This is a genomic window from Dyadobacter sp. CY343, assembly GCF_021390335.1.
Lineage (GTDB): Bacteria > Bacteroidota > Bacteroidia > Cytophagales > Spirosomataceae > Dyadobacter.
Genome location: NZ_JAJUXK010000003.1, coordinates 306290 through 321071 on the forward strand (window position 1 = coordinate 306290; position 14782 = coordinate 321071).

The window sequence follows — 14782 nt, forward strand, 5'->3', positions numbered from 1 at the left end:
CAATATGAAAACGACTACTCAAATTAACCTCATACTCCTGCTCAGCGCTGGAATGCTGCTGGCGGGCTGCAAGGAAGAAAAAAAGCCGGAGGAAACCGATCCGACGATCCCGGTAAAGATTATCAGTTCCGCTTCGCTCGATCAGGCGCAGCCGGTGGAAACTTCGGGGCTGCTAGGCTCGGATAACGAGGCGAGACTTTCATTTAAAGTTGGCGGGATTATCCAAAGTGTTTTGGTCAAAGAGGGCGACCGGGTTCGGAAAGGACAGGTGCTCGCTACATTGAATACCACTGAAATTGCTGCGCAGGTGAGTCAGGCGGAAGAGAATTTCCTGAAAGCGAAACGTGACGCGCAGCGGATTGGCAATTTGTACAGGGATAGTGTAAGTACGAAGGAGCAGCTTGAAAACAGTCAGACAACGACATTACTGGCTGAAAAACAGCTTGATATCGCCAGATTCAATATGTCGCAAACCAGGATCGTTTCTACGACCGACGGTGTAGTGATCCAGAAAATCCAGAATGCGGGCGAACAGGTGCAGGGCGGCACGCCGGTGCTTTTTGTGAGCAGTACGAGCAACAAGGATTGGGTTGTTAAATGCGGCCTTACCGACAAGGATTGGGCGAGATTGAAGGGCGGCGAAAAAGCGGAGATCACTTTTGACGCTTACCCGCAAACTTTTACCGGAAAAGTAATTTCCCTCGCGCAGGGAAGCGAAGCGGGGTCGGGATTATATCAGGCTGAGATACAAGTGAATAAGCAGGCTTCCAAGCTGGCGAGCGGACTTTTTGCGAAAGTGAGCATTTACCCGAAAGAAAAAACCACCATGATTTCCGTTCCCCTGGATGCATTGATCGAGGGCGAAGACGATAGCGCTTACGTATTCGTGGCTGGCTCGGGGAAAGCACTGAGAAAGCAGGTGAAAATTGCTTACCTCGCTGGCGATAAGGCATTTATATTATCTGGTCTTGAAGCCGGGGCTCAGGTAATCAGAGAAGGTTCCGCCTACCTCACAGACGGTTCGGCGATCAAAATTGTACAGTAAACGCAACGGATGAAATCATGAAATTACCTGAATTTGCTGTCAAAAATTACCAGTTTACGCTGGTTGTATTCCTGGCCGTATTAGCGCTGGGCATTTATTCGCTTTTCACGATGCCGAGGAGCGAAGATCCGGATATTCACCCGCCGCAGTTCACAGTGGTCGTGATTTACCCGGGCGCGAGTCCGAAGGATATGGAGCAGCTTGTAGTCGATCCGATGGAAAAGAAGATCAACGAGCTTGACGATATGAAGCATATTATCACGGATATCAAGGACGGACTGGCTGTCATGCAGATCCAGTACAAATACAGTTCCGATCCCGACGATAAATACCAGGAAGTGGTGCGCGAGATCAATAGTCTGCGCGGACAGTTACCTGCCGATATTGCCGATATCCGCATTAATAAGCAGATTCCTTCCGACGTAAGCATTTACCAATATGCGCTGATCAGTGAAAATGCCACTTATGCGCAGTTGAAAAAGCATTCGAAGGATTTTAAAGAGCAGCTCGAAAAGATAAAAAGTCTCAAAAAAGTTGACTACTCGGGCGTTCCGGAAAGGCAGGTGAATGTGAACCTGAACCTGCAAAAGATCGCCAATCAGCAGCTTACACAAAATCAGGTGATCGCCGCACTGCAAAGTGAAAACGTGAATGTGCCGGGCGGTAGCATTAGTATGTCGACCAAAAAGCTGAATATTAAAACCAGCGGGAATTACCGCACGCTGGATGAGATCGCCAATACGGTGGTTTCTACTGCCAATGGAAAAATAGTTTACGTAAAAGACGTGGCCGACGTGAAGCTGGGTTATGAGGACGAAACGCACCTTACCCGGCTGAACGGTTACCGGTGCAGCTTCGTGAATGTGAGCCAGAAAGAGGGGGAAAATATCATCGCAGTGCAGGATCAGGTGATACCGGTGGTTGAGAAATTCAAAGCTACTTTGCCTCCGAATATAGACCTGATCAAGGTTTTTGACCAGGCAAAAAGTGTCGACACGCGGCTGTCGCACTTTGCGCGTGACTTTGGTATCGCAATCATATTGGTATTGCTCACATTGCTGCCGCTGGGCACGCGGGCATCGCTGGTGGTGATGATTTCCATTCCGTTGTCGCTCGCTATCGGGTTGACTATCATGAACTTATTGGGATATAATATCAACCAGCTGAGCATTGTCGGGATGATCGTGGCGCTGGGTATATTGGTCGACGACAGTATTGTGGTGGTTGAAAATATAGAACGGTACCTGCGAATGGGCTATAATAGGGTAGAGGCTTCGATCAAGGCTTCTTCGCAGATAGGAATGGCGGTGGTCGGTTGTACGATATTGCTGATTTTTGCATTTCTGCCGCTCGTTTTTCTACCCGAAGGCGCGGGCGACTTTATCCGCAGCCTGCCGCTTTCCGTGATCACGACGGTATTTGCATCCATGCTCGTTTCACTCACAGTAGTACCTTTTTTATCAAGCGTAATCCTGAAACCACACGCGAGCGAAGAGGGTAACTTCTTTCTCCGCGGCATGAAAAGGCTCATTCACAGCACTTACGGAAGTATTCTCGACAAGGCATTGAAGCGGCCTGCATTAACCCTGGTATTGGCCGGGCTGATCTTCGCCGGCTCGCTAGCCCTCATTCCGATGATCGGAAACAGCCTTTTTCCCAAGTCTGAAAAGCCGATGTTTCTGGTGGATATCGAGCTGCCGCAGGGTACCAACTTGAAGAAGACCAATCAGGTTGCCAAATATGTTGAAGGCGTTTTGAAACAGGAACCTTTGATCACATCTTTTGCGACGAATGTTGGTAAAGGAAATCCGCGGGTCTATTACAATGTGATCCAACGTAATGAAAGTGAGAACTTTGCGGAAATTTTCGTGCAGGTAGAAGGGCTTGAAACCGAACAGAAAGTGGAGGTGATCGAGCGGCTGCGGAAAAAGCTCGAACGTTATCCCGGAGCGGAGATTAAGGTGAAGGATTTTGAGCAGGGGCCGCTGATAGAAGCGCCGCTCGCGTACCGTATCTATGGTGAAAATCTGGATCAGCTGCGCAAAACAGCATTCCGCGTCGCCGATCTGCTTGCCAAAACAAAGGGTACGATTTACGTAAATAATCCTTTGCTTGTGCAGCCGACTGATCTGAGGGTCAATATCAATAAGCAAAAGGCAGGTACGCTGGGTATTTCGTCCGCTGAGATTGATCGTACGGTCAGGCTTGGTGCGGCGGGCCTGAATGTTGCTACTTACCGGGAGGATGTGGGAAAAGCTGATAATTACAATGTAAACGTGTCGGTACCCCGGAATGCGTCCGTGCAGGATTACAGCGTTTTTGACAAACTATATGTGACCTCTGCAACCGGCGCAAGCATTCCCTTGAAAAATGTCGCGACGATCGAGCTGGAAAGTTCACCCAACCAGATCCGGCATTACGACAAAGATCGATACGTAACGGTTTCGGCATTCGTGAAGCCCGGCTTCAATGTGCAGCGGCTGAATGATGCTATTACTTTGAAACTTAATGCATTTCAGTTTGAAAAAGGGCAGACTTTCACGGTAGCCGGAGAGAAGGAAAGTCAGCAGGAAAGTTTCGGCGGGCTGGGCCTGATTATTCTCGTCACGATATTCGGTTTTCTGGGTGTATTGATATTGGAATTCAAGACTTTCAAAAGTATCCTGATCGTACTCTCCGTGATCCCGCTGGGGATAGTGGGAGGTCTGGCGATGTTGTTTCTCACCGGCGAGACGCTTTCATTCACTGCTACCATTGGTTTCATCGCGTTGGTGGGTATTGAAGTGAAAAATTCCCTGCTGGTCGTAGACTTCACCAATCAACTGCGCGAGCAGGGAAAAGGGATCGAAGAAGCGATCATTGAGGCCGGTGAAATCCGTTTTGTACCGATTTTGCTGACTTCGCTCACGGCAATAGGGGGTCTGCTGCCACTCGTGATTGAGTACAGTGCGTTATATTCCCCGCTGGCGCTCGTGCTGATCGGCGGATTGATCAGTTCCACTTTGTTATCCCGGCTGGTTACGCCGGTGATGTACAAATTGCTGCCGCCGGAAATCGAAAGTAAAGTGCCAGTGAAAGAACCAGTTGAGGAATTGCAATGGTCGGTTATAAGCTAGCGGTTCCGCTGCCCGGCGCATTTCGTTTGGCTATCTTCTCAACCATTCTGCTGATGCGGATTTGAATGAGGCAGGAAGTTTCAACGAACGGTACAGGTTTGCTGACGAGCTTTCGGCTCATCGGATCGTAACACCAGCGGGCGGCGGTAGCGTGGATCGCCTGCTCACGGTTCACCGGGCGCTCGGAACATTTGACAGATCTCGACAGCATGAATGCGCCGAATACCAAAAGCGTGGTGGAAGCGAACAGGATCGGTCGCCCGTAATGGGGCGCGTTGAGGCGTCGCCTGCGTGCGGACGCAGACCTGGTGGAGGTAGAGATTTTCAGGAACATGGCTAAGTTTTAACAGGGTATTGAATTGTTTTTCAAAATGCGCTGAAAACCGCCTTCGTCGAAGCAGAACTATTTAAGCTGAGGGTTATATTATTTGAAATGCATATTGGGCTGATCAGCTTCCGGGCAGGTCAGCCCATTTTAGTCAAAAATGCTTTGATATTATCCCGGTACCCCCGCGTCCATTTTATTTTGTCGCCAGTGGTAAGATGAATGATATACTCTCCGTTGAAGTACGTTTCCAGCTCTGATATGTAGTTCATATTTACGATATTGGAGCGCCCCACGCGGATCATCACTTCGGGATCGAGGCGGCCTTCGAGACTGCTCAGACTTTCGTAGATCGTGTAGGTTTTAGCTGTGGTAAATAAGGAAATGTAGTTGCCGTCGGCTGAAAAATGGCTGATATCCTGGGTCTTGACCAGGTACATTTTACCCGCTTCCTTGACCAAAATCCTTTGCAGATAGTTGCCTGTCTTGTCCCGCTGATCCCGGAGCAGGTTACTGACGAGCTCCTCCATCCGCGGCTGCGCTTTCTGGCCGAGCCGCTCTTTCGCCCGCCCAAGCGACTGGTGAAAACGCACTTCGTCAAAAGGTTTAAGCAGGTAATCGATCGCATTCACTTCAAATGCCCGGAGCGCATATTGATCGTAAGCAGTAGTGAAAACGACGAAAGGCTGGTGGTGCGGCCATATTTCCTTCAATACCCCGAATCCGTCCAGTTCCGGCATTTGAATATCTATAAAAACGAGGTCTGGCCGGTGCTGCAATATTTTCACAACCGCTTCCGAACCATTCGAAGCCTCGCCGATCACTTCTATCGTGAGGTCATCCTGCAAAAAAGTACGGATCACATCCCGGGCGAGGATCTCGTCATCAATAATCAGACAGGTATGTTTCATTTGGTTTCTTGATTGTGGTTTTGGGTTCACCTTCAAATGAAAGTGTCACTAGCGTGCCGCCTTCCGGTGGCCGCTCGAATGTGATCCCTGCTTCTTCGCCGTAAGCCTGCTGGAGTCTGGAAGTTGTGTTTTTTAGTCCGAGTCCCATTCCTTCGGTGGAAATTTTTGTGCCGATACCATTGTCGTAAACCCTGATAATCAGTCCTTTTGCACCAACTGAGCTCGTAATTCGGATCAATGCATTGGTAGTCAGGTCGGAAATGCCGTGGGTAATCGAGTTCTCGACGAGCGGCTGCAAGATAAGCTGCGGAACCGGATACAATTCTGAGGCCGGGTCGATTTCGTATTCCACTTTCAGCCGGTCCTGAAACCGGATCTGCTGAATACCCAGGTATTGCCGGGTGAGTTTCAATTCTTCCTGCAGAGGTATAAAGTCGGCTTTTTGGTTGATCAGCACCGCGCGGAGCAGGTCGCTCAGGGTAGTGACCATCACGATCGCTTTCCGGTTATCATTTTTAACCATCAAACTTACCACTGCATGTAAGGTATTGAACAAAAAATGAGGATTGAGCTGCATTTTGAGCGATTGCAGCTGGGCTGTGGCGAGCTGGCTGCGGAGCTGCTCGTTGTTAAGTTCCGTTTCGAAATGTTGCTGTTTCAGCGCCTGGTATCGATAAATGTAGGAAACTGTGTTGAAACCCACAACCAGCAGCAGGTACTGCGCGAAGCTTCCCGTGAATCCGAAATAGAAGGAAAACAGATAGCTTTCCATCGGAATTGACTGACCAACCAGACTGAACATGAGTGGGTTGGTAATATAGTAATGCACCAGGTTCACAAATACATTTAAAAATGCGACGATGAGCAGGTGAATGAGCGTCGCTTTGAGCAGCGAGCCAGGCGTACCTTTGAATGCGAGCGGAAATTTGAGGGAAGCCCAGAGTACGAGCGGCGAAGTAGACCACCAGAAAAGCCCGTCGAGCAGCCAGATAAACGTTTCGTGCGGCCTGAATTCGTAACCTACCCGCATGGGCCACAGCATTGTCAGCTGCCACAGAGTGATCAGGGCAAACAGACCCCAGTAATAGAAGGAGTATTGCCAGAAATCTTTTTCAGACAGGGGTAATTGCGACTGATCGAGCAGTCGCCGCAAGAAATTTTTGTCTTTTCGGGACACTTTTATGAATAGAGGATGCGTGAGACAAATTTATATTCAGGGAAAGCATAGATAACAGGCATTTTACGTAAAGCGTGGGCATTGTTATTTAAAATGATTTCCCGGTTGCTAATTCTTACGGATATTTGCCGGATAGAACACAAGAATTGACTTTGGACCAACTACACAATGAGTATAGGAAACTTTTCAGAAACGCTGTTTGAAAAAGCGCCTATTGTCGGGATTATCCGCAATGTGGCGCTGGAAGATGTGAAGCAGATCCTGCCGATCTTCCGGGAAGCCGGGCTCACGACCGTTGAGATCACGATGAATACGCCCGATGCTGCCGAAATGATCAGCTGGGCGATTGCAAATGAAAGCGAGGGACTGAATATCGGTGCCGGCACGGTTTGTACAAAAGATGATCTGGAAGCTGCACTGGAAGCGGGAGCTCAGTTTATTGTGACCCCGGTGATCAACAAAAAAGTGATTAAATCCTGCGTAAAAAAGGGCATTCCGATATTTCCCGGCGCATTTACACCAACTGAAATTTACAACGCCTGGACACTCGGCGCGACGATGGTCAAGATATACCCCGCCACTTCCCTCGGCCCCGAGTACATTAAAGACCTGAAAGCCCCGATGAACCAGCTCAAATTGCTGCCAACCGGTGGAGTAGGGCTCGAAAATATGACCGCTTTCTTAAACGCCGGCGCAAACGGCCTGGGAATCGGCGGGCAGCTTTTTGACAAAAAATTAATTGAAGCCAAAGATTGGGCCGGACTAAAAGCTCATTTTCAGCAGTTTGTGGAGAAGTTGGGGTGATGAAAAATGGTTCAAGATGAGCCCTCGCTCATTCAAACAAATCCCCCGTCATTCTCTTCAAAACTGTGTTTTGATTTTGGTTTGAATCTGTTTTTTAGTGAGTCCCAGAAGGTTTCCTGCTTCTTTTCCATTTGCACGTAAGGAGTGATCGTCATATTGCCGACTTGTTTATGAAACGGCTTTTTCCGCTTTTCCTTGTCGAAAACAACAACGCTGTCGTAAAACGAGATACAGCTGATATTTCGGGTTATATCGTTGTAAGTTAACTGGTTAGCTTCGTGAAGATGACTTTCGTACAGCGGGTCGATGAGGCTTTTGGAATACTCTATAAAAGTACCCGGCTTGCGCAATCCGCCGTAAAACTCTGTCCAGTATGAAGTATGGGTATCTTCAACCAGATACACGCCGCCCTCCTTCACTTTTCCAAAAAGCGTTTCGAATGAGATCAGCTGCTGGTCCATCAGGTGGCCGCCGTCGTCGATGATAATATCCAGGTCGGGAATCTGCGCTGCAACACTTTCAAGAAAAGCTTTATCACTTTGAGACCCGATGAAAATGGTCGTATTCTCTTCTTCTAATTTTTTGCAGTCCTGGTTGATATCAATCGCGTAAATGTGCGCGCCGTCGCCAAAATATTTCTTCCAAAGCTGCATGGAACCTCCGTGCGAAATGCCTATTTCCAGGATATTGACTTTTTGTCCGCGGTATTTGGCAAAGTGCTTTTCATAAACATCAAAATAATGGTCCCACTTATGGACGAGATTTCCTTTGTGGCTGTAAAACAATTCTCTTAACGTCATCATTTTTTATGTTGGGTAAGGTAAAAACAGTAATATAGTTTTCAAACTTACTTTATCGATTGGATTAAACAGCATTTGAATATGGCTGACAGGGAATTTTACGGCGACCGGACTGTGAATCGGCTTGAAAAAGTAACTACGATCGTGTCGCGCATACTGTATATCGGTGGAACTGCTTTTGCCTTTTTGCTCTCCTTCGCAAGAATTGCGCACTGGCAGCAAATAAATGATCTCAACGACGAAAAGAAAACGGGAATACCGACATTTCAGTTTTTTCTTTTGATGATAACTCCATTGGTACTTTCTTATCTGATCAGGAAAATTCCAGCTTTCGTTGGTAGAATGCGTAAAGCAAAGTTATATCCCCGGGAAACATTTATCCGGAAAGGTCACGGAACCATCCGGGGTACGAAAACTAAAAAAGGCAATTACGAAACCCAGAGGCACTTTCTTCACATTGTTCATGCTCTGGATCCTGTTGGGGTGTGGGTGGAGGTTGACCAGGATATTTATCTGCGGGCGCGTAGCAACAATACCCTGCCTATTCGCTATCACCCAGAAAAAACCGGCATGTTATACGTTAATGTAGAAAAAGTAGGCACAGTTTAATAGGTTTAGTAGAAACAATACTTTTAATATATTATAAAAGTATTGTTTTTATTTACCATTCTTTTCAAACCACGCCACGATTTGCGGATAAAGGTCTGCCAGTACCTGCCCCTTTTTGCGAGTTTTATAAAGCGGGACCAGAAACTGGTCAAATGCGGCAAACTTCCGGAAACCGCGCATTTCTACCATCATTTTTTCAATATCACTAATCAATCTCTGTTGTTCGCTTTTCGGCGCATAATCTGCGTAGCGCAGGCAAACGAGCGCCCAGTTCATGTATTCATTGAAGGATTCTGACGGGCTTTCATAATATTTAGCGGGCTTGTCAGGATCATTCCAAACGCTCAGGTCGGTAAATGCTTTTTGAATTCGCGTCACGTACTCAGGTTTTTCGCTTTCGGGATTGATGAATGCGTGGTTTAGTTCGGTGAACAGAATGCTTCCGGCGGCGACTAATTGTGCTTCATTTGAGAGTATATGTGGCACTTTCCTGTTCCTGAATGGAAAGTTGACGTGGGCCTGCGCTTCTTTGAAGCCGTCGTAATTAAACCAGGTAGCAGACTGATTGCCAGCCACCAGCGGCGAAAAAATGATTTTGAAAGATTCGTATCGGGTCGATGGAAAATTGGTATTCAGCCACTTCTGCATTTCGGGCACGCCGATCGAGTCGCGATACGTGACGATCAGTTCATTGTAATAGGGCTGATGTTTAGCGAAAAATTCAGGGAAGTTACTTTTGACCAGAAAATCCTGTAAACCAGCGACCTGGTGTTGCAGGTTATTAGAATTCGAAAATCCTATCCGATCGTAAATCGGGCTTTTTACCACTTTTTTACCTTCAAGCCCGAAAGAATACGCGTCCATTTTGAGGGCGGAATATGCATCCGATTCAACCAGGTCAGCATTGATACTTTTCACAACCGGCTCGTCGCTGAACTTGTCAAACCACTGCATGACGTCGGTATAGTATGGGGTGTTCTTCATGATCAGCCCATTATCTTTCCGGCCTTCGGCGGTGAGGGCGAACACGATATTGATCAGCTCGTAAAAAGCAGGGATCTCGACCGAAGTCTTGCCGGAATGTGACTTTTTATATTCCTCAGAATAATGTGCGCGAGGTACTATGGGAATACCTTTGATCGCGGTGCGGGCGCTGTCTTTTCCATTTACCAGGATCACAAATTCCTGAAAGCTGTTCGGTTTTACCTGGAATTGGATCGAATCCTGGTCGGTAATAAAGGTGACAGGAATGTTTGCGCCGGGCACATATACGTCCAAAATATCCGGTTTCACGCTCGCGTCAATGCCCCAGGAACCTTCCTGTATATGCGTTCCGATCCGGATCTTCGCTTTTGGGGTAGCAGCTTTAATCACAGGCAACTGCTGGCCGAGTGCAGGGAGAAGTGTGAATAGCAGTAGTGTAGCCGTCGCAAATTGTTTGAGTGGTAATTGTACGAGCATAAGTCACCGGGATTTAAGTATTGGTCTGTAAAATGCAGATTTCGTTATTTTCTATCCTTGTTCGGTAAAATAACTTTCGTAACTGCTTTTTTACTAATGAGAAAGCTAGCTGCATTTACCTGCCTATACCTATTTTTTACGACCATGACTTTTGCCCAGAATAACGGGCTGATTTCCGGCGCGGATATGGAATTTCTGAAAAAAATGACCCGGGATGTGCTCGACAGTTCGCGCATTCGCCCCGGGCAAAGCCTGCCGGCGCCTTATGGGAAAAACAATACGGGCGGAACGCTCATTCGTCCCGGCGGCCGGAGCACTTATCCTTCGTTCTGGATCCGCGATTATGCAATGTCACTGGAAACAGGAATGGTCACCGCAGCCGAACAAAAGCACATGCTGATACTCACCGCAGCCACTCAATGCGACCAAACGTGGATTACGAAAGGCGGAAGTATGGTGCCGTTTGGCGCGATTGCAGACCATATTCGCGTCGATGATAATAAGCCGATCTACTTTCCCGGCACCTACGATTACATCGGGCAGGGAACGGAAGAGTTCGGAATGACGCCGCCGTATTGTGACCAGTTTTACTTTATAGAAATGGGTTATCACTATTTCAAAACGACATCTGATACGCAGTTTTTGCAACAAAAAATCAATGGAAGCACAATAATGGAAAGACTGGAAATCGCATTTCGCGTTCCCCCAGCAGATCTGGCGGATCAGCTCGTTTTTACAAATGAAAATTTTCGGGGCGTGGATTTCGGATTTCGCGACGCGATCAGGATTACCGGGAAGCTGGTATATCCTTCGCTATTGAAATATCGCGCGGCAAAGCAGCTCGCAGCGCTTTTTGAGAAAACGGGTAACAAAGAAAAAGCGGGATCCTATTTGAAGATTGCAGAAACGATCAAGCGAGCTATTCCTGCAACATTTCTGGATAAAAATGGAATGCTGCTGGCTTCGACAGGCAAAAGTGCCCAGCCTGATGTGTGGGCTACTGCATTGGCTTCCTATTGGGGTATTCTGGATAAAAAGCAGGTCGAGATCGCGAGTTCTTTTCTTGCCGCCGCATTTAAAAAAGGAACATTATCCTACAAAGGAAGTGTGCGGCACGTATTGACCGACCAGGATTTTAATGAAAAAACGGCCTGGGAAAGTGCGATCGTTCCAAAAAACACGTATCAGAATGGATCGTATTGGGGCACTCCCGTGGGCTGGGTGGCATTGCTGATTGCTCAAACCGAACCGGAGTCTGCCAGGAAGTTGCTTGCCGAGTACATTGCGGAGCTGCGCGAAAATGATTACAGAAAAGGGCCGAACTTCAATTCTCCGGTTGAATGCTTTACTGCGGAAGGTATTCGGGGGCCGGTGTACCTGACTACCGTGAGCTGCCCGTTGATCGCATTGACCGGCGACCAGCAGTAGGTTACATGCCAGCTCAGGTTGTAGCGAAATACGATTTGTTGGCTTTCCGGCAAGTATAGTTGAGCCGACTGGTATTTTTAACAGCAAGATTTGATATAAAACTAAAAATATGACTTACCTGAAACTAAGATCCAAGTTGTTCGGCGGAATGGCCGTTTTGTTGTTAACCCTAATTTTTTCACAAAAAAGCATGGCCCAAAGTAATGAAAAAGCGGAAGTTGCCAAAGCGGTCGAGGCGCTGAAAGCATTGCTGGTAGAACCAAACCAAAAGGGTCTGGAAGAAATTTCTTCAAAGGATCTGAGCTACGGACATTCGAATGGTCTGGTGGAAGATCAGAAGACTTTTGTGGAATCGCTGATCAGCAAAAAGTACGATTTCGTCACCATGGACCTGACTGAGCAAACGATCACAATTACCGGCAATGCGGCGATTGTGCGGCACATTCTTACTGCTAAAACGAACGACGCGGGAAAAGGTCCGGGAACGGCAAACATTAAAGTTTTGCAGGTTTGGCAAAAACAGTCGAATGGAAAGTGGTTGATGATCGCGCGCCAGGCTGTGAAGATTTTGTCCTAGCGCCCGAGTTTGATCCCAAAAGAAGCGAACCCGAGGTTCCCGGTTTTTCCAGGCGAAAAGCCGGGATTTTTTGTGTCTGTTCCGTTCAGCGGGCTCGTTTTCAACTCCACATAATTGGGGTAATAGAGCACGAATAGTCCGATCCATTTATAGCCGATCTCAGCAATATAGCTTAGTCCTAGTGTGTGTTTTTTAGTGAAAACACCATACCCGCCGCCCGTGACGATCGGGCCCGCATCGTCCATTACTGCGGGCCCGGAAGGGTTATTGATAATCACGGCATTCGAATACAGCGATGGGCTGGCGTTTTCGAAATTTCTGTTGTAGTTTAATCTGGCTCCTGCATTCAGATAAAAGGTCGACTGGCCCTTTTTATTCTTCAGCGCAAAACGTGGCGCCACCTGGATGTAGGTCTGTAATGCATTAAAATCCGACTTTAATGGCGTGATCCGGTTTTCTTTCATTATCTCCTTCGCCCGGTCGGTTACCTGTTTCAAATCTTCAAACAGCACGGGCGCCACCAGGTTCCAGTGCAGGTACCGCTGGATATTCAGTCCAATACCTGCTCCATAACGCAGGGAAACGATGTACCCGGGCCGGTCTGCAAACTTCATATCGTGCACAACGGACAGGCTGCTCGTCAGTAGATTTTGCATCACAACATCGCATGTCAGCGTGCCGGTAGGGTGGTTCATCAGAGCAGGCGAAGCCTGGAAAAATGTGTATCGATTGATATTGTAACCCGCCCCGACATGCAGATTCAGGAAGGTACTTGCGAGATAGTGCTGGGATTTTGACGGGTTTACGGGTTCGCTAATGAAACTGGTGTTTGTTAATGTGACGTGTTTTTGAGCTTCTTCCGTGCCGGCCTGAGTGCCATTTAATTCTTTCAGAATTTTATTCAGGTCCAGCATTTCCAGCTTTTTAAGATCTTCCGGAGACTGTCCGTAAAAGATCACTTTGCTGTTTTTACCTGCATTCAGGATGATGGTGTCGGGTGGCGCCGGGTTAGGGTAGGAGGATAGGAACGTTCCGAGGGTCAAAAGGATCGTGTTCATGGCTAATAGATTGGTTATTAAGTAATTCAATGCTTCATTTCCAGGTTTTTTTGCGGCGAGGTCGGTTTGACAGCTGTCGGATATTCGACGAAACTTTGCTGTACGAAAGACCAGAATGTCGGCTTACCCACATTTCTGTCAAATTGCAGTCGCATTTTCTTAGCTTCCCGGTCCTTTTTTACCTGATCGAATATGCGCTGCAAAGCGGAGAGCTGCACAGTATTTTCTTCTGGTAAGGCAATATCAGCGATGAGCACTTTCTCAAAGCGTGGCTTCGCGGTAATTGAATCGGCAATTGTATTCGTGGTGTTAATGCTGCTTTCAATTGGTTGAGTAACAGAAGGAATATCAGCAACCTGCGGGGTGACCGCTTCCGTATTTTCCTCAAAGGATATTGAATTTTCAGTTTTGCTGTCCATTTGATCGGGTTGGTTTTCTATTGGCTTCTCAACCATTTCAAAACCCGATTTTGGTTTTCTAACCAGCTTACTATCAGCCTCTAATCTCCCGGCGTGTAATTTTTGGGGAACAGCTGGGGTTGTACTTTTGCTCGCCAATATTTGCTGATTTTCCGGTTTTAATATCGATATAACAAATACAATCAACAACAGAACTGACGCAGCAGCATAAGGCCACCAGAGCCACACGGTTTTGGGTTTTTGCTTCTCTTTTACACTAGCCCAGATTTTTTCGGGGTTAAAGTCTTCGCTTTCGGCATTATTGGTCTGCGAAGCTTCCCTTATTTTATCAAACAATCTTTCGTTTCGCATAAGCTGGGTCCAGTTCGATGATTTTTCTTTGAAGCAAATTCTTCGCTTTGCTGAGCTGCGATTTCGAGGTACCTGCGCTGATTCCCAGCATTTGAGCGATCTCAGCGTGTGGGTAACCTTCTATTTCGTATAAATTAAACACAGTCCGGTAGCCTGCCGGTAAGCTTTCTATGAGCTTGAAAATCTCTTCTGCTGTTAAATGTTCAATAGTGTCGGTGTCGATCGCATAGTTTTCCTGATCTTGTTCGGTCAGCAACTCCATTCGCTTTTCTTTCCTAAGAATATGCAGGCATTCATTTACGACAATTTTTTTTATCCATAATTCAAATGGCGGCACCGCTTCGAACTGACAGTTTCCCAGCTTTTTGAAAATGATATAGAAAGACTCGGAAACTGCGTCTTCTGTTTTGGGCACATCGGCGAGGTATCTTTTCGCCAGCCGGAACAGGATCCTTCCGTAACAATCAAAGATCTGCCGCTGCGCATACGCATCTTGTTGCTGGGCTGCGTAAATGATTGCGAGGGTGATCAAAGGCGGTCGGGATGAATCATGATAATAAGGAACTCAGCCGGCAAACGGTTGCCTGGAAGCAGGATTTATTTTTGAAAAAGATCGGGAATAGCTGCTGCAGGGAAAATGCATATCAGGCAGGGCATAAAAAATGGCGGCCATTTCTGACCGCCGGCAACCCACAACAAAG

The 14782-nt window shown here is 47.3% G+C and carries 14 protein-coding genes; 7 read left to right on the forward strand and 7 right to left on the reverse strand.

Annotated features, from left to right (window positions below; translation table 11 throughout):
* Positions 1-4 precede the first annotated feature (4 nt).
* From LZG94_RS09620 to LZG94_RS09630, 3 genes are all read left to right on the forward strand, one after another.
* Positions 5-1045 carry an efflux RND transporter periplasmic adaptor subunit gene (locus tag LZG94_RS09620; protein WP_233791693.1) on the forward strand — a complete coding sequence of 347 codons (1041 nt, stop codon included), beginning with the start codon at positions 5-7 and terminating at the stop codon, positions 1043-1045.
* Between the two features lie 17 nt (positions 1046-1062).
* The gene (locus LZG94_RS09625) at positions 1063-4161 is read left to right on the forward strand and encodes an efflux RND transporter permease subunit (RefSeq protein ID WP_233791694.1); all 3099 of its coding nucleotides are present in this window, start codon (positions 1063-1065) and stop codon (positions 4159-4161) included.
* A gap of 61 nt (positions 4162-4222) precedes the next feature.
* The gene (locus LZG94_RS09630) at positions 4223-4501 is read left to right on the forward strand and encodes a hypothetical protein (RefSeq protein ID WP_233791695.1); all 279 of its coding nucleotides are present in this window, start codon (positions 4223-4225) and stop codon (positions 4499-4501) included.
* 125 nt (positions 4502-4626) lie between these two features.
* Here the strand turns inward: LZG94_RS09630 and LZG94_RS09635 are convergent, their stop codons facing one another.
* Positions 4627-5397, reverse strand: coding sequence for a LytTR family DNA-binding domain-containing protein (locus LZG94_RS09635; RefSeq protein ID WP_233791696.1), 771 nt, complete (start codon positions 5395-5397; stop codon positions 4627-4629).
* Positions 5372-6574 carry a sensor histidine kinase gene (locus LZG94_RS09640; protein ID WP_233791697.1) on the reverse strand — a complete coding sequence of 401 codons (1203 nt, stop codon included), beginning with the start codon at positions 6572-6574 and terminating at the stop codon, positions 5372-5374. The genes LZG94_RS09635 and LZG94_RS09640 overlap by 26 nt, the downstream gene beginning before the upstream one ends.
* Before the next feature lie 168 nt (positions 6575-6742).
* On the opposite strand from LZG94_RS09640, the gene LZG94_RS09645 reads away from it, so the two are divergent.
* On the forward strand, positions 6743-7378 hold the full coding sequence (locus LZG94_RS09645; RefSeq protein WP_233791698.1) for a bifunctional 4-hydroxy-2-oxoglutarate aldolase/2-dehydro-3-deoxy-phosphogluconate aldolase: 636 nt from the start codon (positions 6743-6745) through the stop codon (positions 7376-7378).
* 32 nt (positions 7379-7410) lie between these two features.
* On the opposite strand, the gene LZG94_RS09650 is transcribed toward LZG94_RS09645, so the two are convergent.
* Entirely contained in the window at positions 7411-8181 is a 771-nt protein-coding gene (locus LZG94_RS09650) for a class I SAM-dependent methyltransferase (RefSeq protein ID WP_233791699.1), read from the reverse strand.
* Between the two features lie 78 nt (positions 8182-8259).
* Between LZG94_RS09650 and LZG94_RS09655 the strand changes: the two genes are divergently transcribed.
* Positions 8260-8787, forward strand: a complete 528-nt coding sequence (locus tag LZG94_RS09655; protein ID WP_233791700.1) for a hypothetical protein — start codon at positions 8260-8262, stop codon at positions 8785-8787.
* Positions 8788-8835: 48 nt separating this feature from the next.
* On the opposite strand, the gene LZG94_RS09660 is transcribed toward LZG94_RS09655, so the two are convergent.
* Complete coding sequence (locus LZG94_RS09660) at positions 8836-10248, reverse strand: DUF4932 domain-containing protein (protein ID WP_233791701.1); 1413 nt, start codon at positions 10246-10248, stop codon at positions 8836-8838.
* 96 nt (positions 10249-10344) lie between these two features.
* Here LZG94_RS09660 and LZG94_RS09665 point away from each other — a divergent pair, with 96 nt between their 5' ends.
* Positions 10345-11676 carry a hypothetical protein gene (locus tag LZG94_RS09665; protein ID WP_233791702.1) on the forward strand — a complete coding sequence of 444 codons (1332 nt, stop codon included), beginning with the start codon at positions 10345-10347 and terminating at the stop codon, positions 11674-11676.
* A gap of 190 nt (positions 11677-11866) precedes the next feature.
* Positions 11867-12253 carry a nuclear transport factor 2 family protein gene (locus LZG94_RS09670; RefSeq protein ID WP_233791703.1) on the forward strand — a complete coding sequence of 129 codons (387 nt, stop codon included), beginning with the start codon at positions 11867-11869 and terminating at the stop codon, positions 12251-12253.
* On the opposite strand, the gene LZG94_RS09675 is transcribed toward LZG94_RS09670, so the two are convergent.
* Genes LZG94_RS09675 through LZG94_RS09685 form a run of 3 tightly spaced genes read right to left on the reverse strand, consistent with a single transcriptional unit; the run spans position 12250 to position 14613 of the window.
* Positions 12250-13311 carry a hypothetical protein gene (locus tag LZG94_RS09675; RefSeq protein ID WP_233791704.1) on the reverse strand — a complete coding sequence of 354 codons (1062 nt, stop codon included), beginning with the start codon at positions 13309-13311 and terminating at the stop codon, positions 12250-12252. The genes LZG94_RS09670 and LZG94_RS09675 overlap by 4 nt on opposite strands.
* A gap of 26 nt (positions 13312-13337) precedes the next feature.
* Positions 13338-14081 carry a hypothetical protein gene (locus tag LZG94_RS09680; RefSeq protein WP_233791705.1) on the reverse strand — a complete coding sequence of 248 codons (744 nt, stop codon included), beginning with the start codon at positions 14079-14081 and terminating at the stop codon, positions 13338-13340.
* Positions 14059-14613 (reverse strand): RNA polymerase sigma factor, encoded by a 555-nt coding sequence (locus tag LZG94_RS09685; protein ID WP_233791706.1) that lies wholly within the window; start codon positions 14611-14613, stop codon positions 14059-14061. The genes LZG94_RS09680 and LZG94_RS09685 overlap by 23 nt, the downstream gene beginning before the upstream one ends.
* Positions 14614-14782 lie beyond the last annotated feature (169 nt).